23 protein-coding genes and 1 pseudogene are annotated in these 22,302 nt (G+C 36.8%); 3 read left to right on the forward strand and 21 right to left on the reverse strand.

Annotation, left to right across the window (positions count from 1 at the left end):
- Positions 1-206: hypothetical protein (locus tag K345_RS23475; protein ID WP_211227859.1), on the forward strand; the 206-nt coding region annotated here is incomplete at its 5' end.
- A 120-nt stretch (positions 207-326) separates the two neighbouring features.
- Positions 327-521: a helix-turn-helix domain-containing protein gene (locus K345_RS20470; protein WP_037571684.1), complete on the forward strand. Its 195-nt coding sequence runs from the start codon at positions 327-329 to the stop codon at positions 519-521.
- 401 nt (positions 522-922) lie between these two features.
- On the opposite strand, the gene K345_RS0109200 is transcribed toward K345_RS20470, so the two are convergent.
- The 13 genes from K345_RS0109200 to K345_RS0109265 all read right to left on the reverse strand — a co-directional run bounded on the left by K345_RS0109200 (position 923) and on the right by K345_RS0109265 (position 15,427).
- The gene (locus K345_RS0109200; RefSeq protein WP_028973908.1) at positions 923-1,456 is read right to left on the reverse strand and encodes a DUF4240 domain-containing protein; all 534 of its coding nucleotides are present in this window, start codon (positions 1,454-1,456) and stop codon (positions 923-925) included.
- A 106-nt stretch (positions 1,457-1,562) separates the two neighbouring features.
- Complete coding sequence (locus K345_RS0109205) at positions 1,563-2,372, reverse strand: hypothetical protein (protein WP_028973909.1); 810 nt, start codon at positions 2,370-2,372, stop codon at positions 1,563-1,565.
- Between the two features lie 164 nt (positions 2,373-2,536).
- The gene (locus tag K345_RS20475; RefSeq protein ID WP_053228181.1) at positions 2,537-3,157 is read right to left on the reverse strand and encodes a hypothetical protein; all 621 of its coding nucleotides are present in this window, start codon (positions 3,155-3,157) and stop codon (positions 2,537-2,539) included.
- Between the two features lie 164 nt (positions 3,158-3,321).
- Entirely contained in the window at positions 3,322-3,861 is a 540-nt protein-coding gene (locus K345_RS0109215; RefSeq protein WP_211227860.1) for a GNAT family N-acetyltransferase, read from the reverse strand.
- Between the two features lie 796 nt (positions 3,862-4,657).
- Positions 4,658-4,828 (reverse strand): hypothetical protein, encoded by a 171-nt coding sequence (locus K345_RS23480; RefSeq protein WP_211227861.1) that lies wholly within the window; start codon positions 4,826-4,828, stop codon positions 4,658-4,660.
- Positions 4,829-5,407: 579 nt separating this feature from the next.
- Complete coding sequence (locus K345_RS23655) at positions 5,408-5,536, reverse strand: hypothetical protein (protein WP_281169312.1); 129 nt, start codon at positions 5,534-5,536, stop codon at positions 5,408-5,410.
- A gap of 69 nt (positions 5,537-5,605) precedes the next feature.
- Positions 5,606-7,108, reverse strand: a complete 1,503-nt coding sequence (locus K345_RS0109230; RefSeq protein WP_053228182.1) for a glycoside hydrolase family 130 protein — start codon at positions 7,106-7,108, stop codon at positions 5,606-5,608.
- Positions 7,105-9,399, reverse strand: coding sequence for a glycosyltransferase family 4 protein (locus K345_RS20480; protein ID WP_037571687.1), 2,295 nt, complete (start codon positions 9,397-9,399; stop codon positions 7,105-7,107). Before K345_RS20480 ends, K345_RS0109230 begins: the two co-directional genes overlap by 4 nt.
- 330 nt (positions 9,400-9,729) lie before the next feature.
- Positions 9,730-10,431 (reverse strand): alpha/beta hydrolase, encoded by a 702-nt coding sequence (locus K345_RS0109240; RefSeq protein ID WP_028973913.1) that lies wholly within the window; start codon positions 10,429-10,431, stop codon positions 9,730-9,732.
- Between the two features lie 586 nt (positions 10,432-11,017).
- Complete coding sequence (locus K345_RS22905) at positions 11,018-11,197, reverse strand: rhodanese-like domain-containing protein (protein WP_211227862.1); 180 nt, start codon at positions 11,195-11,197, stop codon at positions 11,018-11,020.
- 670 nt (positions 11,198-11,867) lie between these two features.
- Entirely contained in the window at positions 11,868-12,728 is an 861-nt protein-coding gene (locus K345_RS0109255; RefSeq protein ID WP_028973915.1) for a Nif3-like dinuclear metal center hexameric protein, read from the reverse strand.
- A gap of 191 nt (positions 12,729-12,919) precedes the next feature.
- Positions 12,920-13,375: a DUF6790 family protein gene (locus K345_RS0109260; protein ID WP_028973916.1), complete on the reverse strand. Its 456-nt coding sequence runs from the start codon at positions 13,373-13,375 to the stop codon at positions 12,920-12,922.
- A gap of 1,014 nt (positions 13,376-14,389) precedes the next feature.
- Positions 14,390-15,427: an NHL repeat-containing protein gene (locus K345_RS0109265; RefSeq protein ID WP_156888360.1), complete on the reverse strand. Its 1,038-nt coding sequence runs from the start codon at positions 15,425-15,427 to the stop codon at positions 14,390-14,392.
- Positions 15,428-15,694: 267 nt separating this feature from the next.
- Between K345_RS0109265 and K345_RS23585 the strand changes: the two are divergent.
- Positions 15,695-15,847, forward strand: a pseudogene (locus K345_RS23585) (IS30 family transposase); the annotation flags it as partial.
- 817 nt (positions 15,848-16,664) lie between these two features.
- Here K345_RS23585 and K345_RS0109270 read toward each other — a convergent pair.
- From K345_RS0109270 to K345_RS0109300, 8 genes are all read right to left on the reverse strand, one after another.
- Positions 16,665-17,237, reverse strand: coding sequence for a hypothetical protein (locus K345_RS0109270; protein ID WP_028973918.1), 573 nt, complete (start codon positions 17,235-17,237; stop codon positions 16,665-16,667).
- A 40-nt stretch (positions 17,238-17,277) separates the two neighbouring features.
- Positions 17,278-17,475 (reverse strand): MerR family transcriptional regulator, encoded by a 198-nt coding sequence (locus tag K345_RS20485; RefSeq protein ID WP_156888361.1) that lies wholly within the window; start codon positions 17,473-17,475, stop codon positions 17,278-17,280.
- Between the two features lie 196 nt (positions 17,476-17,671).
- The gene (locus K345_RS0109280; protein ID WP_028973919.1) at positions 17,672-18,646 is read right to left on the reverse strand and encodes a serine hydrolase domain-containing protein; all 975 of its coding nucleotides are present in this window, start codon (positions 18,644-18,646) and stop codon (positions 17,672-17,674) included.
- A gap of 597 nt (positions 18,647-19,243) precedes the next feature.
- Positions 19,244-19,873 (reverse strand): class I SAM-dependent methyltransferase, encoded by a 630-nt coding sequence (locus K345_RS20490; protein ID WP_053228184.1) that lies wholly within the window; start codon positions 19,871-19,873, stop codon positions 19,244-19,246.
- 111 nt (positions 19,874-19,984) lie between these two features.
- A complete protein-coding gene (locus tag K345_RS0109290; RefSeq protein ID WP_028973920.1) occupies positions 19,985-20,713 on the reverse strand; it encodes a VOC family protein in 729 nt (242 codons plus the stop codon).
- A gap of 753 nt (positions 20,714-21,466) precedes the next feature.
- The gene (locus K345_RS23895) at positions 21,467-21,628 is read right to left on the reverse strand and encodes a DUF6119 family protein (protein WP_156888373.1); all 162 of its coding nucleotides are present in this window, start codon (positions 21,626-21,628) and stop codon (positions 21,467-21,469) included.
- A gap of 4 nt (positions 21,629-21,632) precedes the next feature.
- Positions 21,633-21,923 (reverse strand): hypothetical protein, encoded by a 291-nt coding sequence (locus K345_RS0109295; protein ID WP_028973921.1) that lies wholly within the window; start codon positions 21,921-21,923, stop codon positions 21,633-21,635.
- Positions 21,889-22,122 (reverse strand): transposase, encoded by a 234-nt coding sequence (locus tag K345_RS0109300; RefSeq protein WP_028973922.1) that lies wholly within the window; start codon positions 22,120-22,122, stop codon positions 21,889-21,891. Before K345_RS0109300 ends, K345_RS0109295 begins: the two co-directional genes overlap by 35 nt.
- Positions 22,123-22,302: the final 180 nt, after the last annotated feature.

Here is a 22,302-nt window from a genome sequence, read left to right on the forward strand (position 1 = left end):
CCCGTATTCCAAAAATAATTCGAAATACTACTGGAAAAGTTCCAGTACGATACAGACATAATGAGCCAACCATTGGCAAAGGAGATCCTTTTTATTATCGAATGGGTGCGCAACACTATTATTGGGAAGGGCATCGCCAAGCTGATTGCCTACTTCAACCCGGCCGGGTGCCATTGTCGCTGCTATTGAAGGCATCATTAAGGTAGTGATGTTCCTGAAAGAAAACTGTGCACGCATACAAAACTTCTACACAGCCATTAAATTGGCACTATGCATACCTTTTGCTGTAAAAACATATCAGCTATAGTAAGTGGATAACAGTACTGATGGTTTCCCATTCTGAATTTCCCTTTGAAATCAGCACAGCCTTAGCGGAAGTCTTTGGGATTAGTAGGCCAACTGTTTACACATACATTAAGCGTTATGATTCCTATGATGATCCTGGTTTGGCAGAACTTTCAAAAGCCCCTAAAAGAGTTGCCAATGAAACAGATTCTCGAATCGAAAAAAGAGATTATTAAGATTAGGAAAAAAAACCGCGATGGGGCGCTGAGATGCTTTTATTCTTACTAGAAGTTGAATTTCCCAAAATGAATATCCCAGTGAATCCACGCTAAACGCTATCCTCAAAAGAAATAGTTTAATCAAAGGGCACAAGAAGAGAACGAAGGTAGAACCAAGATATCTCATATTTGATACCCTAAAACCTAATGTAGTTTGAAGCGCTGATGTATTTACCGCCTTTTGCTCCATCTTAGACATCTCCTTCCATGGCACAGTCTTCTCCTCGAGGGAAATTTCCCTGCTAGAAAAGTGTAAACGATGTGCCTAAAGTGTACCCAGTGTACATATAACGCCTACATCAGCGGCCAACCAAATTTGACAGAACGAAGGTAGGTTCCTGCATTTTTTTGTTATGTGTTTACCCGTTTATTACAGTCCAGAGTTTGGGATAAGTTGTGGGAAGATCATCCTCATCCCAATCATCTCCTTTAGTAGGAGGTGCGCCAAAGTCATAATCTAAACCTTTTGAAATGCACGCATTCCTTGGAAATGTCTCGTCTTCTTCTTTGCCGACTTTTTCTGAAAAAGCTTGTGTTGCAATATACAGTAATTCTTCAAAGTCACATAATTCATCAGCGCCAATTGCAGTAGAGAGCGAGTCAGGGTCGATTATTGCTTCATCAAATATTTGCTTACCCTTACCAATTAACCAACAGCGAAAATAAATATATGAATCATCAGAAACGTAGCCGTCAATGATTTTAGCTGCAGCCATTACTTTGAAATTATCACACTCAATAATTTTCTTACGAAGGCATTCTTCAAAATCAAAGATATCTGCTTCAGGCATCTCTTTCAAAGTTTCTTTGAGATATTTGACACGACCTGCTAGATTATCTCCAAAATTCAATTTTGATTTTTGAATTAAATCCCAAAATTCATTTTCAATCATATCTCTCCCCCCAATTTACATATAACGCCCGTATCAGCTGCAAAATTGGTCCGCGAAGCGGTTGTCAGTTGCACGCGTTGGTTATATTTCCATTAGCATTTAAAAGTTATTCCCCATATATATAGTTATATTCAACTATTTTTGTTGAATATTGAGTTGGAGAAAAAACTTTAATAATATTTCCATATTCATCCAATTCATAATTTGAGCTAAAAATCTCTCCCGTTTTTTTCTCTAATCTATCAAGCCCAATTTGAAAACCATATTCATTAAAATAGTAAGTATATTCCGATAGTATATTGTTATCTTCATCAAGATAAAATTTACCAATTTCAATACCCTCATCAGAAAGTTTAAATAATTCACTGGTAAAAAAATGAGAGGATTTACTAATTTCTTGTATTAAAATTCCTTTAGCATTATATATATATTCTTTTTCAAATTTTATTTCATCTTTTGAATTAGTCTTTATTTCTGCTATTAGCAAATTGTTACTATCATACTGATATTCTATTTTTTCAACGATTTCATTTTTTTCATTTTTTTTGATTGAAGATATCAATAATTTTTCATCATAAATATATTCATATAAATAATGTTTTGTTCTAATTCCATTTTCATTTAAATCAAATTCATCCGATATCAAATTGGTCTCATCGCGTATGAATTGTGTCCAACTCCAAATTTCATCATTTCTATCTTTGTAAATAGTTTCAATTAAGTATCCATCTTGATTAAATCGAAAAGTTGTTGCATCTAGTTTCTTTTTGGTAGTATTGGCATAAACATCATAGGACGAAAATGTCATTTCACGAACATCCCCATATATATTCATTATTTCTCTATTGCTTTTTTGTGAGAAAATTATCCCTATAAATATAAATAGGTAAATATTTATTAATAATAATCGCTTCATAATTCTGTATTTCCTTTTGTTATTTAGAATTCAGCCTTTGAAACATAACATTTGGATAATCTGCATTTTCGCGCCGCGTAACGGTTTGACCTGATTTGTGCGTGAGACGAGCAAAGCGAGTTAGCACAAAACGTGACAAAGAAAATGACAGGTTGATCCAGTTGTTAGACAATTTTTATTTCAAAATTATCAAAATGGATGATTTTTGGTTTATTTTCAATACTTAATGATCTTAATACAATTTCATTCTCTGAATTGTTTTGATTAAATTGTATTGAACAATTATCAAATGTTTCGTTAAACACATCTTTTTTATTAATTATTATGGATTCCACTTTACTAATATTGTATTTTCCTCCATTTGCTTTAACAAACTCCTCATTTAATCTCTTTTTCCATCCATCTGTATTGAATTTATATTTTACTAGAAAAAATGTTGGAAATATCAAATCTTCATTTAATGTTATTGTTGTATGGGCCTCAATATTTTCACCAACTCGGTATTTAATCTTTTTTTCCTCAAAATATTTATAATCTTCTTCTATTGTATTTTTTGAAGTAAATGCAATTCCACTTAATCCCGTAGAATGTGTTGATGGTTTACCAAACCTGATCTTAAAATCAATAAATTCTATATTAAACGTACCCAAATTAACACCAATGCTGGAATATTCATTTTTTACCATTAATGGCCACGCATATGGTAATTGAAGGTCTTTAACCATGGTATTTGCATCAATTTCTGGAGTTCTTGTTTCAATCATAATATGATCTACACTAAACATATAAACCTCATAAAAAAATTATTTCTTCGCCCACCGAAGGCGTGTGTCTAACGCCCGAATAACGTGCAAACTCGATCCTGTAGCGAAGCGAAAGGAATTGGCGGGGTATTTGCTTCAAAACAAAGTGAAGCAGCAGATACCCTGACAATAGACGCTGTCACTGTTCATTCGATTGTTCTACTTCGTTTTTCATTATTCGTAAAATCACTTTTTAATATAGAATAAACCTCTAAATCAACAACTCCTTTACCAAGCCAAAATTCACTTGATCTTAAAGTTCCTTCTAATAAAAAATTATTTCTTATTAGAACCTTCTTAGATTTAACATTTTGAGGCATAACAAATGCCTGAATTCTATTAATTTTGATTTTGTTGAAAAGGAAACTGACTATAAGCTTAGTTGATTCTGTAGCATAACCTTCTCCCCAAAATTTCTCATTTAGAGTATAACCAATTGTCAGAGAATTCACTTTCTTGTTTATATCAAAAATTTCAGCAATCCCGACTAATTTCTTATTTGCAAAATTTTGATAAATTCCTAGAAATATCATTTTTTTCTTATTAAAATCTCTTTCAAAATGCCCAATCATATTTTTAACTGTATCAATATTCTTTTTAGCTTTCCCTGGTCGTAATTTAAATACATTTTCATTACTATAAATACTAAAAAGGTCTTCAATGTCAGATTCTTCAATTTTTTTCAAAGTTAATCGGTTGGAAATCAGACATGGATATTCTGAAAATAGTGTTTCGCAGCTCATTTTATCCTCAAATTTGATTTATTTTAGTATTAAAAAATGCTTACTATAGTAAATTTATAGTTGTCCTATCAAAATACTAATACTTGCTTGTGAATTGAGTGATACTTCTTCCACATCCTCAGATGGAGAAGTCAATATTACCCCACAACATTTCTTTCATAATAATCCAATATATCAATTCAGAACATCTTTTCTGTTCTTGTTCTTTCTAGTATGAATTTGATATGCCCCATATGTCTTCCTCTTCCAAAGGAGGATTATATTTTGATCCGATTCAGAAAAAATAAATTATCCATAATAATTAATATTTTGCCTCTAGTGTCAGTAGAACACCGCATTCATCGGCTTGTCCGCTGCAATGCTTTATTTTACAGCTGCTCAATACTTATATTGCCCTTGCTATGCAGCATTGTGTGACAATTTGGGCATACAGGCCTCGAAATTAAATTCACATACCTCGCACGAGATTCCATGTTCTTTGATACATCCATTCCTAGCGGCTGGATTCCGTTCGTATGCGGTTATAGTAATGGATTTCTTTGCCCCCTCAGTCAAAGACTTAGGAACTTCTTCAGGGAGCTCAAAATCTCCCTCAAGCGGAAACGCACCCAATTTTTCTAGCTCAGCGTTCCAATCAATACTACAAGCCTTTCGAATCTCACCTCGCTGCCACTTAAAGTCCATATACTGTCGGTTATAGCGGGAAGATTATTCTCATAAAGCCACTCAGCCAGGCTGCTCATCGCATGCTGGTTAAGATATCGCCGGGAGTTCGATCATCATTAAGAAATTCTAACTCTGCCAATATCTTTGAATAAGGCAAGTGTGTCGATGGGTTATCTGGACTAATATTTCCTGATTGGAAATGTCCCACCAAATACTCAAGCAGTTTTAACTCGTTACTCGTCATGACTGCCATTCATTTAACGCCGAGCTAAGCTGCCAAATCATCCCGAAGGCAAAAAGCATGACAAAGATTTGGTCAGTTTCAGCGATTTGTTATGTGGCGATTCTACCCCAAAAGCTCAAGTCCGTATAGAGATTTTCTTTTCTCCAACGCCCTTCTACCACTGGGAGCCTTTCGAAGTTTCACTAACCCACCTGAATTCTCTTTTTTTATTTGCTGAAGCAAATACCATCATTCCTGGCCAGTATAATTAAGTATCCAGTCCCGTTAAGCCAATATATAACACCCTTAAAACTTATTTACAGCCCAGGAGGAAGGGAGTTCATAATATTTGTAGTTATGGATTATATGTTTCCATTCCAAGGGAAGTTTTCCTTTAAAACGAAACGGAATGAAACATTTTTTCTGATTCATTTTGAGCGTAATAATCAATATTTCTAAGTACAGATAACCAGTAGACTATCTTTTAGTATAATTCTATTTCATGGAGCAATTCCAGTAGGAAACATGATCTGTTTCTCAATACTCCCTTTATTCCTTCATCTCCTATGAATCGTCATCTGAATCATTATTTTTCTTCTTTTATGCCGGGAATACTGAATGATTGCCCATAGCAATCCCGCCGATCCAGGGAACCATTCCCAGTAATAAAGCACCAGTCTGGAAATACCGAAAATGGCTCCAGTTATCAAAAGATAGACCACAATCCATACCCAGAAGTGCTTTCCCTCAAGAAAATTAATCAGGGGGTTTTCTCACTCATAATATCCTCCATAAAATTTATATAGGTCTCATTGACTCTAAACATTTCTCTACATTTACACTGGCAAAACTGGTTGCATAGTCGCTCATGGCATAGGGAATAATCAGATTATGATTATGAATCAGGGAGCCGCAGGAATAGATAACGTTAGGGACATAGCCATCCCGCTCTGTTTCATTAGGTGATAAGAGGGGGGATCTCAGGCGACCGATAACCCTGGAAGGATCTTTGAGATCCAGCAGAAATGCGCCGAGACAATATTTTCTCATGGCCCCCACTCCATGGGTCATTACCAGCCATCCTGCTTTTGTCTGAATGGGAGAACTACAGGTTCCAATCTTTACAAGCTCCCAATCCGCGAAAGGTTTTAACAGCAGTTTCGGGGTCTGCCAGAAATGAATATTGGAAGAAAACATCAACAAAATATTTTCATCATCCTGCCGTGACAGCATGGCATATTTTCCCCCGATTTTTTGAGGGAACAGGGCCATCCCCTTGTTCTGGACTGCCGGACCGTTCAGGGTGGAAAACTTGAAATGGATAAAATCTTCAGTTTCTAGCAACTGGGGCATAGTTATCTTTCCATCATAGGCGGTATAGGTGGCATAATAAGTATAACTACCGTCATCATTGATAAACCGGACAAAACGGGCGTCTTCTATCCCGTTACTTTGAGTCGGTCCCTCGGGAAAGAGAATTCGCTGTGAGACGGGGCTGTTGGAATCAAAGCGTACTTCATAATTGGATTTTGCAAGGAGCAGGATTCCGTGGATCGATCTGTCAGCAAGGGTATCCATATCACTCATAGATTTGCGCTTTTCTTTAAGCAGGATCTGGAGCTCGGACATGGTAAAATAATCAGGCAGTGAATCCATCACTCTCCGGCAGAAATGGTTATGGAATCCCGCTTCTTCCAGCTTTCGGGTAAAAAGATCCTTCTTGTACCTGTAATAGGGCAAATATTCCGGCTCACTGATAAAGGGACCGTGAGGAACCAGGGATATTTCACCAAGGGCATCGATTACCCCCTCGCGGAAGGTTATGGATGAGATATGCCCTTCTCCAATGGCTCTCAAACTGAGAATGAACCTGATAGCACCGGGGTCCAGATCTTCCTGGTTGGGGTGAAGAATAATGGAGGGATTCAAAAGTGCTGCAGATTCGGGAGAATACTCGTGGCAGAAATAGGCGCCGATGAGCATTTTTCGTCTATCGGGTATGTCCAGTTCCTGCCGGGTATAGTCAAGGATCTCCCTATATCGGCTGTTAAATGTCTTTTCAATATCCGGGTGCCTGTCCTTGAATTCCTTGAGTACTTCTTCCAGCTTTTTGTCGGTCTCAGCATCGGATAAAGACAGTACCCTTTTAATGATATTACGGGTGATGGTCTTGTTTCCCGCTGAAAAGGCCCTGATCAAGACATGTGACCTGTCGGGAAGCAGAATGGGGCCCGTTCGCCGGGCCAAAAGCTCCGACAAAGGTCCGTAATCTTTTATTTTCCTTCCAAATGTTTTTTTCATTTGATTGATTTCCTCTTTGAGTCTGTTTTAAAGCTGGCCAGTTTTCCCTGAAGAATATACATTTCTTCAAGAGAGAGCAGGAATGCCAAAGAGGATTCCGCCCCTTGATTCTGGCTCACCCGGTCGGAATGAAGTCCATCTCTGCAGCCCCCGCTTTCCGGGTCGTACATACCCAGTCCCAGATCGTTTCGCCCCTGAAACCAGTCGAATATCCTTCTTGCTTCCTGAGCCCAGCTCATTTCACCGGTACTATTAAAGGCTTCAATACAGGCAGATATGGTCGCCTGAACCTCTATTGGCTGCTGATCGAAGCTGGCCTTTTTCTTACCTTTTTCATAGAATCCGTTTGTACCGATAGCCTGGAATATTCCCTGCGATGAAGTCTGAATAGACAAAAGCCAGGAGAGGGTTTTGAGTCCGATCTCCAGGGCTTCGTTGTTCTTCATCACCCGTCCGCTGAGGATAAGGGCATGGGATAATTTAGCATTGGCGTAGGTGACTTTGTCTTCAAACCAAACCCAGTCTGTAGCTGAGGCATCATGAAAGCGCTGGATCAGTTTCATCACTAGATGTTCTCTCATCTGCTCGGTGCGTCTGTCACCGTTGAACTGCTTCAGATATTCATCGATGCCGAGAAGAGCAAAGGCCCAGGCCCGGGGAGATTTAAAATCAGCGACCACAGGAAGCGCAGCTTCAAAGAGACTGGCAGCCAAAGGCTGATAGCGTTTGTGCCTATGATGGCCGAGGCTCATGCCCAGGGCCCAGATGGCCTGTCCGTGACAATCCTCAGAACCTGGCTCGTTAATCCAATCACGGTTGAAACTCATAAAATTGCGAAAGCGTCCTGTTTTATGATTGTAGGCGTAACTCATAAATGCGGCATATACCGCAGCCAGCTGATTACTTCTTTCTGTACTACGGCCGGACCGCTGCAGGAGAAGAGTAAGAATAAAGGCCCGGGCATTATCATCGGTACAATACCCTTCGGCAAAATTGGGAACTCCGAAGGAGGCATGCTGGAAGATTCCTGTGGAGTCGCTCATGAGGTACAGATGGTCTAATTTAAGCACAGGCAGCAGATCAGGAGATGTGTCCAGAGTGGCTATCAGGGGGGATTTCTCCCGGTTTGAACCATGACTCAGTCCGGCTTCCCGGAACGCATCCATATACATACGGGCGACCACACTCCAGATCATCCCGCGGCCACGGGTATACGCCTCTTTGCGGATTTTGTGGCGTAGAGAAGAATCCCTGAACAATTCGATTACCGCTCCCGCTATAGCCCCGGAATCTCGAAAGGGAACCAGTCTGCCTCTTTCCTGATCAAGCAATTCTTTGGCATGCCAGTAGGGAGTCGATACCACCGCATTACCTGTGCCATAGGCATAGGCAAGGGTCCCCGAAGTAATCTGGGTCTCTGTTAAGTAGGGGGTCAGGTAAATATCAGCAGCGCCGATAAATCGGGTAAGTTCATCCAGCTCAACAAATCGATTGAAGAACACCACATTCTTTTGGATATTCAGCGTATTTGCCAACAGTTCCAGGGAAACCCGGTACTGCTCTCCGACTTGCTTTAATAAATGCGGATGGGTTTGCCCCACCACGATAAAAACGGTTTCGGGAAAATCCTTTAGAATCTCCGGCATGGCCTCCAGGGCAAATTCGATACCCTTGTTGGGAGACAGAAGGCCAAAGGTCAGTATGACCTGTTTACCGGCAACACCAAACTCCTCCTTGAAATAATTGGGGTCAGCAAAGGGTATGTCCGGTATTCCGTGAGGAATCATGCTTATTTTGCTTTCCGGAGCCTGGTAGTGTTTGATCAGCAGGCCCTTTCCCTTTTCTGACATGACAATGAGCCGTGTAGACAGGCGGATAATTTCGCCCATGACCTTTAATTGAATGGGATTAGGCTTTTCAAGGATGGTATGCAATGTAGTAACAATGGGAATCTGCAGGGTGTGCATCATTGCCAGAATATGGCTCCCTTCATCTCCACCATATATCCCGAATTCGTGCTGCACACAAACCAGATCCACATCAGTAATATTCAAGAAGTCGGCGGCCCGGAGATAAGCTGATAAATCCTGTTCCAGGATTTCGAAACGCACTTCCCGGGGGTATACATAACCATCGGGGGTATCATTAACCGGAACAACCAAACATTTTGTCTTTGGATAGGCCCGTGATACAGATTTGCATAAATCGTTTGTAAACGTGGCAATACCGCATTTTCTTGGAAGGTAATCTCCGATAAAGGCAATTTTTTTAATTTCGAAATTCTCACGCACAGTTTTTCCTTATAATGGTACTTCTTCTTAATAAAGAAAGTGTATTGTTAAGTTTTAACTGGCGAAAGTATTAAGCATGTTGTGTAATGCTTAGCTTCTTATACACAAAGCAAAGCAAAGCAAAGCAAGTGTTAATTAGAATATACTGAGACAAAGGTCAATGAGCAAATTTAAATATTATGATTCCAAATCTCGTTTTTTTTTATCAAAATATCTTTTTTGTACACATAACGACTCAGTTGAGCTGTTTGGCGTCAAATGGCGCGTGTTCTTGCGTATGCAAGAACCGTGACATAGCCAAATCTGCTCCAACTGTTTGTTAGGCAATTTTTATTCATATTTTTGTTTAGTAATCCAAGAATTCAAGAATTTTAGTTGCTCAGGAGTATGGAAATAATGTTCTCCATTTTTCATGATTTCAACGTGACAATCGTATTTTTTGGCGAATGTGTTTAAAATATCTATCTCAGTCAAATTATCACTTTCTCCATACAAAATTGATGTTGGACTATTCCATTTTTTAATTGGATGTTCTTTTACATAATTGTAATATTCCCATGAAAGCTTCTCACCAAATGATGTATCAATCTCTTTTTCTTCTTCTAATTTTTCTTCATTAATATTTGACCATTTCATCATATTTTGAATTAATCTTTCCATATTAAGAATTGGTGAAAGAAATAGACATTTCTTAAATAATATTTCTGAATATGCCACTAAACTAAAATATGCACCAAGGCTACAAGCAAATAAAGATAATTCTTTATATTTTTCTTTTATTGAATCATAAATTATTTTTAAATCATGTACTCCATTTTTTAAATTGCAAGAATATTCTTCATTTTTTCTTTCACCATGTTCAGGTAAATCAAAACTAAGAACTTGGTAACCATTTTTTGTAACTATTTCTGAGAAGCTTTCTGCACTTTCTTTATTTGAGTAACGCCCATGTACAAAAATAAATATCTTATCTGCACTATCCCCATATATTAATGCAGGGATATTACTAATTTCTACTGATTTAATATTCATATAAATTCCTATTATTTAATTTATAATTTAACAAATTAAATTATCTATTTTATTATAATCTAACCGTCAGTCAATCCTCCCCACCGGAGGCGTGTGCCTAACGACGAGCTCAGCTGAACTGTGACAATAGCCAGTTCAGCTACAGCGATTTGTTAAAATTCGCGTTTTAGTTACCGGCAATACATTTGCAGCTTGGGTGATGGCCTTTGGCCAGAACCGCATATTCGCTGTTATAGGCAGTAACCGCATCTGTAATAAATGATTCACGGTTAACTTTTACCTTTGCTATATATGTATCAGCCAAGAAAAGCCGATTAATTTATTCTAACCATCCGAAGCCTTCATCAACATTCCTAATCTTATATCGATTTCGCCTATTACAAATTGTAATATTATTTTCATTTATTTATTACCAATAGCATATATTTTTTGGTCTAATGTAGGTTGGCTTTTATTGGCTTTAAGTTTTCTCAATGTAATTTGGCTATTGACTATAACGTTCCGAGAATAGGCCAATTTGGGTGAAGCGAAGCGGAACCACCTATTCTCTGTTAGGCGAAGGAATATCCGGAAGCTTATGATAAACTTAATCGCAACCACAACTGATTGCTTTTCTATCTTTCCCATCTTCACCTTCCGTTGGGTATCCATCTCTTTTCCACCAATCAAGCCCTCCTAGTAATTCCTTAACATTATACCCAAGCCTTGATAGGTTCAAAGCACCCTTGGTAGATGCATTACATCCGATACCATAGCAATAGGTCACGTACAACTTCGTCATTATTAATTATCATCTGATTCAAGTCCCAAGAATCGGTCTCAAACTTAAGCTTTGCTTCATAAAATTCAATCTGCTTCATATAAGCCTGCTTCAATCAATCTCAATATATTAATCTGAATAATGTTGGTATATGGTTAAACTACTACCTTACTCAGGATATTCTTTCGCCTAACGTTCCGCGAATATGCGAAGTTGAAAATGGTGACAGCATTTGCAGCCACCTGTTTTGCTTAATTTATTATACAGCATATCACGTAAAAACGTCGTAATTTTAACGCCGATTTCTGCGGTTTGCCGTATTTGGCGGAATAATTGTGACATAGGCAAATCCGTAGCAAATCTTTGTTATCTTGCGATCTCAAACAATTGTAATATCACTTCTATAAACTTTTGATTTCTTATTGAAGAGATCATAAAATTTCTTTTCAATATCTTCATATTCTCTTTATCTGACATGAATGTCAGACTCTTCCTTGTAAAATATATGCTTAGGCGCTTATTGCCAATAACGTTTCGCGAATACCTAAAGTTGCCCGAAGGGCAATTTGGGTGCAGCGAAGCGGAACCAGGTATTCGCTGTTATGTACAGTTTAATTTACGGATCTTGCGGTTAGAAAAAGCCATTGTATTAGGATTGTACAATGGCGTGGGTGCTTTATTCCACATTCAATAAACTATAATCTTCGCAATAATCACAATCCAAACCAAGGTTTTTGATAAACTCAGTGAATTTAATCATTGCAGGTCTTTCTGTCCCGAAATGAGTACCACCTATTAGATTCAATTTTAAAGCTTTATTTAGTTCATGAAATCTTTTATTTGCATCCTGAAAAGGAGGAGAATCCCAGCGATGTTCAACTGTTCCTGTAAGAAACGTATCGCAGCCTTTATCAAATGCTGTTTGCAAGATTTCAGGATCATCTCCTCCACCGGCGACAACAGCTATCTTTTTGACATATTCTTTATGTTGAACTTTTGTAAGAAACGGCCTTTCTATCTTTGATTGAACAAGCGATGAAAAATGGTCAAAACTTTGTTTTTTAATTGTTCCTATTAATGCTGTTGGTGCTCCGAAGTAATCATAAAAATATTCTACGGCTTCGATCTTACAAAGATTAGCCAAAGAAATTGACGTTCCATATTTCTTATGAGTATCCAAGGGTGCATGAGCTACGTATATTGAATTATTCGATTGCCTAAGCCTTTCCAAATAATCAGAACTTATGGCCTGTAATCCCCGTTCATCTTCAAAGTAATCAAAATGATGATGTGTGATGATCAAGCAATTAGATTCTTTTGATATAGCATTAACGATTTCTTCAGTAATAAAAACAACAGTGTAAACCTTATCAATACTTTCTGAATTTCTTGAAAAAAGAGCCGTCTTTTTATCTAAGAAATCAGGATTTATATACTCTTTGTTTTCATTAGTGACAGCCCATTCAACTAAATCTTCTGAGTGGTTTTGAATATCAAATTCTGTATCTAGCTTTTGAACAATTTGTTCAATTTTCATTTTCTATCCTCATAAAAAGTTTTTCAGGCCATGGACGGCCTGAAAACCGGTGTCGAAGCCGTAAATTAAATTGTACATAACGTTTCGCATTTATATGATGTTTGCCGTAGGCAAATGTGGCGTAGCCCGAAGCGAAGCGGAGCATATAGACGCTGTTAGATGCAGTTTGTGATTTCACGAATTATTCTTAATTAAATTGAAGAATCTATGATAAATAATGCAACCAAAAGTAATGGAATTAAAAAATCTGGAATTACTATTATCGTATTCCCAACATTAAAATTTCCTTTGTTTTTCATTTCTGATATATGAAGAAATCCGGCTCCAACAAGAAAAATGGTTGTTATAATAATTGTTCCAATCCATAACCCATCTCTAAACCAATAACATAAGATTCCATTGATTCCTATTCCTAAAGAAACAAATCCCAACTCTTTTTGAAATCCATTAGATATCCATCCAATTTTTTTTGCGACTAATTCAGACTTAATAGCATGTCCTACAAAATTGAAGATTCCAAAAAAACCAATACCGACTACTAGATTCCAGAGCAATAAACTATGAATTATAGAAATCTTTTCTAAGTCAAGAAAATAATATATAATTCCAACTAAACAGGCTATACATGTGGAAATTAAATAAAACACTGCCCCTCCAATATTATCATTCTAAATTTTTCAGCAAATAGAATCAACAAAAAATAAGTATTGGATATTATCGAAAAAACTTTTGGCAGAATAGAATTTAACTAAATTCATATCACATTAGTTTTTCTTTTAACAAATTGCATTTAGCGTTCCAGGCATATACGATATAACGTTTCGCGGATATACGACGTTTTCATTTGTTATGAGCCTCTTCCTTTTTTAGGATTTTATAAATTGAACTTTTCTTCAATAATCATCACAGTTAACTTTTAAACAAATCATAAATTCCTTTCCCTATTTTCTTTAGTTAGATGGAGTTCATTAAAGATGACTTCATATTTTCTGCAACTGGTGTCTAAGTTTTTTATTCTATTTTTTCTGTGGGAATTTTATTATTTGAAATTCATTATTACAGATTGAATTTGTGAATTCTCATTTTGTGTTTTGAGCTGAGATCATTTTTTAATCATAAAAGCAAAAATCATTGAAAGACGCAGTGCGGTAATTTCTTGTATGAAATTTTGAGTTACATGAATTTTTACATGCACACAACATTATTTCTTCACGACTTTGTAGATAAGTAACAAATTACACGCAAATGACTGTATAGCTGATTTCCTAAGCAGTATAACACGGTTCATTTGTACAAAAAGCAGCGAAAAATCGAGACATAGTATTAAATCCAGCTCCAAGACTAGTATTAGTACTTGTGATTCAGATGAATTTCCAAATAGAGCGCTTGCTGGATTTCATCGTAAAACAGCTGTAGATACAGCTCTATAAGTGATGTGATACCATCAAAGGCGAACAAGGCCTTGCTGTATAAGAGCAAGAGCGCATGCCAACCAGCCGTTTTGTGAAAAAGCCGAAATATTAATCGGACTAAACACACCTTAGTAAAAAGAGAGAATTCCTGGTCCATTTCGGACTTATAACTGCAAGCCTGAGTAATACTTGACATAAAAGTTTAAAATCTATGGTTTGTTTCCTCTCTATTCAAGGAAAAGATTTCATCTATTCGTATTTCATCACCGTGACTTTGCCGCTGTTCCCGGAATCCTTATAAGCAACATAGGGGGTGTCAGATGAGTCGAAAGCGAGGGATATATATTCTGCCCTTCCAGCACTAAATCCGGCATTACCTACATTTACCCAAGAGCTTCCATCAAACATCATCACCGTGACTTTGTCGCTGTTCTCGTAATCAAAATAAGCCACATAGGGGGTGTCAGATGAATCGAAAGCGAGGGATATATTGGCTACCTTTCCAGCACTAAATCCGGCATTACCCTCATTAACCCAAGAGCTTCCCTCAAGCATCACCACAGTGGCTTTGTAGCTGTTCCCGGAATCCCGATAAGCCACATAGGGGGTGTCAGATGAGTCGAAAGCTAGGGATGTATCGGCTGCCTCTCCAGCACTACCCACATCTACCCAAGAGCTTCCATCAAACATCATCACCATGACTTTGCTGCTGTTCCCGGAATCCCTATCCAGATAAGCCACATAGGGGGTGTCAGATGAGTCGAAAGCGAAGGATGTATTGGGTGCCGCTCCAGCACTAAATCCGGCATTACCTACATTTACCCAAGAGCTTCCATCAAACATCATCACCGTGGCTTTGTCGCTGTTCCCGTAATCCTGATAAGCCACATAGGGATTGTCAGATGAGTCAAAAGCTAGGGATGTATAGTTTGCCCCTCCAGCACTAAATCCGGCATTACCCACCTTTACCCAAGAGCTTCCATCAAACATCATCACCGTGGCTTTATAGCTGTTCCCGGAATCCTGATAAGCCACATAGGGGTTGTCAGATGAGTCGAAAGCTAGGGATGTATGGGGTGCCATGCCAGCACTAAATCCGGCATTACCCACCTCTACCCATTTAGCTACAGTTGTTTCTGGTATAGCTACAGTTGTTTCTGGTTTAGCTACAGTCGTTTCTGGGCCAGAAGGATTAGTACAAGAAAATACAAAAAGAATAGAGACAGAGGAAAAAAACTTAAGGATGATTGAGCTTCTTTTCTGTTTGAGCATAATAGTAAACCTCACAACGATGAATAAACAAATTATTTAAAATGGATTTTTTGTGTCCAAAATAATCGATTCATTCGAGTGACGTATGTTTAGTTTAAATGCATTAAAAAGTCAACAAGAAACCATGTTATTAGAAATAGCACTCTTGAAAAATGAAATGAGAACAAAATCGAATGGATTATTATCTGGCTTCTTCACAAAACAGCTGTTGATGCGCTGGTTGAAAGAAAATCATGTTTTGTAATCATCAAGAAATTGAAGAACCCTCACCCTGGATAATGGCACGGATTGATTAGGCAGTATGTACCCAAGAAGATGCTCATGAAAGATATCGATCAAAACCGATGCAACTGGATCGCTCACCGCCTGAATTCAAGGCCCAGAAAACGACATGGATTCAAAACACCTCTGGAGGTTTATTGTGAAGATGGATAAATTTCGTTGCACTTGGTGGTTGAATTCAGGTGCCGCTTCCTTTTTAGTCTTTTATTAATTGCACTTTTCTCAATAATCAATTCAGTTCACTTTTGAACAAATCATAAATTCCGTTTCCCATTTTCTTTGATTGAATAACCTGCCCTTCTCTTTTTTCTAATTACAATAGTTTCCTGAAAGCACATAATCTTTAATGAAATTTCCTTGATCTTGAATTCTGATACTAGTATTCATTCTTGTGGAATCAAGCTTCAGATTTTTCTTTTCACTTCTTCATTGAAGGCCATACTAAATTTCCTCTTTATATTTGAATTTGATGTTAACAAAAATCGCATTCGCTTTTACATTTCCAACCATTAAATATTCTTTTTCTTAATACGTGCACATAACAACGGGTTGAGCAAAGGCTTGACGTAAAATACCGTGCCAAAGAAAAGATCTGTCTCGAACGCCTTGTTATGTGGCCTTTGCAAATATTTCTATTTCAGAATCACAATATATCCCTCGTGGCCGGAATGAACTTCACCGGATTTTCTGTTCAGACTATGAACTTAAGTATTCAACGGATTACGGAAAATTCCGACTTCAACGCATTGAGAGTGTTGGAGAGAAATTTATTACTTGTGGCGATTACCTGCATGGGATAACACGAAACTGCTGTCAGAATAAGGAGTGCGGGTATGATTATTTCAGGCCATTTTCATGCAAAGGGTTTTACCTGTGTCCATCCTTAGCGGCTTTGTATCCCTAACACATACCATTTTCTCTTAAATTATACGGCTGCGGTATAACTTTTCCTATCATTTATGTGCGGTTTTTAATGCCATGAAATACTATTAATCACCAATGAAATCATTACCGTAATATCTTCTTTTTCTGAGATTTCTTTTGCATATTGTTCTGCTTCATCATAGGACTCCCACAAATAAGAGTATATGCTTGCATCTTTGTTACTTCTCAAAACAGAATATGATTCAACATCTCTATTCCAATCAGTCAGAAATGTTTTTCTCTTTTTGTTGGAATAAAGATAGTATCGACCATTGATCTCACTTTTTAAATCATTAATTATTTCATAATCCCATGTCTTTAAGGTCTTTCCATCATGAACAAAACAAATCTTCTGACACATGATAATAGTCTTGTATCCCATTGGGATTTTTGCCCCCAAAGTATCAATATTAAAATCGTCCAAGTCATCTGTTAAATTTGTAAAACCAGAAGCATTAATAAAAAATCTATCATCAGAAGACATATCAAATGGATTCGATTTATTTTCAGGGAAATCATAAGTTATTTCAGGTAATTCCATATTATCAGCTTTTATTAATCCTTGAGCATTAGTTTGTCTTACTTGATTGTTACAACTTAAAAGAGATAGAAAAATCAACAGGTAAATAATTAAATTTTTCGGTTCCGTATTTTAATTTCTAATGTACAATATCTTTGATTTTCATACCAGTATCTTTTAGTCTATCTATAAATATCACCCATTTAAAATCATTAGTTGAAAAACTTCCATAATCAGAATAATCTCTAGAAAGTTCTGGGAATAAACCAAGTTTGTCATAATAGCGTATCGTTGGAATTGGGAGTTTTGTCTTTTCTGATAAGATTTTTATAGTCATTATCTTCCTACTATTTCCATCATTTATACTACCAAAACAATTTCTAAACCAAAGGTTCTCTTCCACTGTAGATTCATACCTATATTTATTCTCCTATCAGGAGGCGATAAACATTTCATCAATCTTTAGAATGCCCGCATAACCTGTTTGCCATAGGAAAATCTGGTTCATGCGATTGTTCTACTGCGATTTCATTTTAAACTTTCAGTAACGGATATATTATTTTTTCTATCAGTTCGATTCTATCTTTTGCTCTAGGCATAAAGCTCGAAGTTATTGCAATAACTATTTTTTTTTCTGGATGTATGAAAATAATATTTCCTCCGTCACCAATTGCTGCAAAGCAATTTTCTCCAAATCCCTTAAGAATCCACCATAAATAACCATATGGTTTATCTTCCCATCTGCTATGTTCTTTTGTACTTTCTTTAATCCATTCAGATGAAACGATCTGCTTATCCTTCCATTTTCCATCGTTTAAGTATAATTTTCCGACTTTTAACAGATCTAGAGTTGAGAGAGACAGACCCCATCCAGCGGTATTAGTTCCTTTGGGATCTACAACCCAACCCATAACCTTTTTATCTTTTAGAAATCCAATATGTTCTTCTTTATTATTTATCTTTTTATTTTGTGTTTTATTAATAGCTAGAGGACTAAAAAGGTTTTCATTAATAAATTCCACAAGAGGTTGACCAGTTGCATTAACCAGTATTCCCGATAAGATCTGAAGTCCTACAGTTGTATATTTAAATTCTCCAATATTCCCTTTTCCTCCCAATAGATCAAGCGCAGCTGTTGTCCAGTCTTCACTTGAATATACTTTTGTATATGGTTCAGACTTGAATTTGTAAGGTGCCGTCATTGTCAATAAATTTCTTATTGTGATTTCTTGTATCGTTTTTTCTCCTCTTTTTAATTTATACTCAGGGAAGAACTCTAAAACTTTTTGATCGATACTTTTGATGCCACCTTTATCAATTGCAATGCCAATTAAGATGGAAATAAGACTTTTTGTAACAGATGCAATATGAAATGTATCAACATCACAATAATCATTATTATAATATTCAAACTCTATGTCGTTATTTTTATCAATAATTATTCCAGTTATATTATCATATTGAGTTTTAATGATATTTATTAATTTATCAATTTCTTCTTTATTCACGATATTCCTTCTAATGTTTTGATATGAAAAGGATAAATAATTGTTTTTTAACTGTAAAATTAATTTTTAAAATTTATCGCAATGATTACCTTTTGTGGGTATAATGACCATTTGAGCTGCAAAGCCGTGCTGGAGCGAAGCGAAAGTATGGCGTGTGTTTTTGCGTCGATGGAACTTAAATGACTTTTTTCATTGGTTTCCTTAAAACGCACACTCGCCTTCTCGCTCAAAAACCATGACACAGGCCTTGACTGCTCGAAATGATTGTTATCCTGCCCTGTCTTAAATTATGTATTCAGTGAATATTTCTTTTCAATACTATTGGAAAAATCAACATTGTATTTTCTTCAACTCCATTGCACTTGTCATGTAGAAGTAAGCAGCTCATTTGTTTTCGCAAAAACCTTTTTTGGCTCAACCGAAAAAAGTACCTTCGCGGTTATACAGTCTTTGGCACAGTTTCTTACGCGTGCTCAAATTTTTCTTAAAATGGGCGTGCGAAACTTTTCTATTCCATTTTGGTACAGCATTAAGATTTTATTTCGAATAGTTTTTGATCGTATTCATAGGAATTCATTCTATTTTTTGGATATCTTCTCAGCGACAGTTCGCAACAATTTCCCACGCCCATTTCCTTAATGAATAACGATCTATACTAATTTCTGCATGATGAAGTATTTCAAAATCGGAATTAAAAAAATCAAACACCAATTCTTCTGTGAAAAAACGTTTCTGCCGACCTTCATATTCAAAAAAGCCTGGCTCTATTTCAATTCCTTTGCCAGCGTCATGATTTATGTCGCCATTCGAATTTACTCGAGCTAAGAACAATCCATCTGACGATAAAACTCTTTTGATTTCTTTCAGGATTTCTTTTGTTTTTCTTTCTGAAAAATAATGCAGCGAAAGATCTGCAATGACAATTGAGAAGTGTTCATCGGGGAAAGGTAAGCCATTTCTAATATCAACGATTTTTGAATCAACATTGGGATATTTTTCCTGAACGAGTTCAATTGCAATAGACGAATAATCTATCAATGATATAGCCCAGTTTTGTCTTTTGTAAAACGGAACTTTACCTGCAGCACCACAACCAATATCCAAAACTGAATTTGCTTTTTGATTGGAAAAATACTTTACAAATTTCTCAATCCAAAAATCTTGTGCAGAAGTACTGTCCTCTTTGTAATACTGATTCCAGCGATCTCGTTGTTCGTCTTTTTCCATATTAAAAATCTATCAAATTACCTTTCAGGATGCAGGAGAAAGAAATAGTAGTTTGCAAAATTCGTCAACATAACGCCCCTATTTAATTGGGAGAGGCTTTTTCCGAGTCAATTAAAATGGCTTGTTAACTGATTTAGGTTGAAGCAAAACATCAAAAACTGAAACCGCGCTAAACTCCACGTCTTCTGTAACTTCAACCTCTAGCAATAAGGCAACGTCCTCAGTTTTTTCCCCGACGGACAAACTAATAGGCTCACCTAGCGCTTCCTGTGCCTTGCCTAACCAAGCTCTCGCCAAGTCTAGTTTCGTGCTTAATACTTTCGCTTGAGATATTGAATTAATGCCATTTTCTGAGCTATTTGGAACCATGAATGGGGCAAATTTTGATTCAGCACCCTTGTCATATTCAATAAAGCCTAATTCTATTTCAGTTCCGGGTATCTTAGAAGTAAGTGAAAACCGCCAAGGCAGTTTTTTCTGAAAAAGCTTAAAGAACCACTTAAACGAAGTTCGTTCAGGCTCACTTATCGAAAACCCAGCAGCTTTTAACCGTTGATATACCTCATCTACAGGAAGAGTAGTCTTAAGAAAAATACAATAGCTCCCTCTATCACCATCGGCATGCCGTTTTGCCCAATTTGGTTGCCATTGATTTTCACTATGGAGAATATCTACAATTTCAAAATACTGATTACCGATCCAAATATTTGATATTTGAAAGCCTTTTGACTTTTTCCCCCACGATGGCTCATAAGGAATTCCAGCATCAACTAATATTTCCTTTAGACCATAAACCTGACTGGTATCATTAGCATGTATTACAACGTGGTCAAAATTCAATTTATTCCTCCGTATACATTCAGTTAACGACCGCTTGAGCGGCGAGCCGTAATTGTCATGAAAAATGCCGAGCGCAGCGACCAGCATTTTTCATGACAATAGGCGAGTCCGTCTCGATACGCATGTTATGTTGCTCACCGACATTACTCAGCCTCACTTATTTATATTCTACAAAGAATCCAATATTTGAATCAAGCGAAGAAGAGCCCAATACTAACCCAGGAGAGTTTTTCTTTTATGTTCGAAACGGAATAGAAGACGAAAACTGTTTTGTATGTTCGCCCAGATAAATAAAGAACAAGCGAATCTGACTGGAAAGTGATTTTTCTAAAAGCTCACTGGCAAAAGCGGCAGCAACCAATCCCCATACGGCCCTGTCAGTTTAATTCTTAGTACGAGAAATTTTACGTAATAGTTACCGGCGACTTTCAGTCAACATAACGACCATTTAACCTGCCGGATTGTGCCCGAAGGGATTGGCGGGCTATTTTCATTTGAGCGAAGCGGACAAATAGCATGACAAAAAAACGGCCTGGTTCAAATGTTTGTTATGAATCAAAATTATCATTCTCTTCAAAAGGTAATCTTAATAATTCAACTTTAAAATCAAGTCTTTTTATAGCCCTTATATTTTGTCATAAACTTATTTTACTAAAAAAAGGTAAAGTTTCAGAAGTTTTTCCGTTTTTTCAATTCCAATCCCATATATTGATAGAGATTCTATATTAAGTAAGTCACAGCCAAATTTATCTTTTACAGATTCATTAATCTTTTCTCGATATTCTTTAACTTCACATCAACACCCCTAATCTCATTTCCAGATAATATATTTAATGCAATCTTAATTCCAAAGCCCCATTCAATCTTGTTAGTATCAATTATACATAATGAATAGCCATTAGTGAAAACAAAAATTCTATCAGAAGCTTTGACAAAAAATTAAAGAATTTGACACGTTAACAATATCATCCATATAAAGTAATTCTCTAACACGATCAAGCCAAGAAGCCTTATTTTCCTTGTTAGTTTTTAGATAACCTTTGATGTTGTCTTCTTCAGCTTCATCAATCAATTTTATTGGTTGATATTCTTCTTCATTAATCATCTTAGAAACATTAATTACACTATCAATAGACTTATATTCTTTTTTAAATAAGGCTTGCTGAAAAAGTTTCTCAAGCAGCCCTTCTCCTCTTAATCTTATATTCATCACATATCTCGGCCAACTCAGCTGAACAGATTTTATGCAGATTCATGACAAAAACGGAGAGTAATATCTCCGTTTCACTCCTGTATCTGAGCTTTGATTTTATCAAACCCAGACCATATTTTCTTTTTGCCACGCCAATGCATCCTTCCACAGCGATACGATCTACATCATCCTGATAGCGCTGCTTTCTTTCAGCCATAAGCTTCTCCCGATTTTCCTCGGTCTCAACTGGTGGACGGCCAGTGGTTTACCTGTCATGCGAATACACAGTTCCTTACAGAATCTCCGGTTCTCACGGTTCTGATAAATCTTATCCGCATGGACCGATTCAGGATAATGCCCCTACCGTATCTTGTAATTCTTAACCTGTGATATCAGG

Source organism: Spirochaeta cellobiosiphila DSM 17781 (assembly GCF_000426705.1).
Lineage (GTDB): Bacteria > Spirochaetota > Spirochaetia > DSM-17781 > DSM-17781 > Spirochaeta_E > Spirochaeta_E cellobiosiphila.